The organism is Furfurilactobacillus curtus (genome assembly GCF_045862785.1).
GTDB classification, from domain to species: domain Bacteria; phylum Bacillota; class Bacilli; order Lactobacillales; family Lactobacillaceae; genus Furfurilactobacillus; species Furfurilactobacillus curtus.
On record NZ_BQXO01000083.1, the window covers coordinates 1 to 361 of the forward strand.

Consider the following 361-nt stretch of genomic DNA (forward strand, 5'->3'; position numbering starts at 1 on the left):
ATGGATCACCGCTTTATCTTTGGCCAAGGTAGCCACGTAACCGAGTGAGTAGTTGCTGGTATCAACGCCAATATTTTGCATGGCAACATACGCAACCGCTTCGGCTTGGGTTTCCTGATAGGCTCGGGGCCGATCTTTAAAAGCTGATTTTAAGCCGTGTAGCTGGCTATGCGCATATTCGTGGTATAACGTCTTTAGTTTCAAAGCATTGTCGGGCTCATCGCCACCAATGACGATTTCATTAGTGCTGGGTTGAAAATACCCCTTAGCCCCATTTAGCGTCGCTAAAGGCACTTCACTGACTTTAAGGTCGGTTTGCTGGTTTAAATAATCTTTGAACGCGTTATATAAGCTTGTCACA

At 45.7% G+C, this 361-nt stretch carries 1 protein-coding gene; it reads right to left on the reverse strand.

Features of this window, described 5'->3' with window-relative positions; translation table 11 throughout:
* Nucleotides 1-361: ImmA/IrrE family metallo-endopeptidase (locus ACKTR2_RS10565; protein WP_407885099.1), on the reverse strand; the 361-nt coding region annotated here is incomplete at both ends.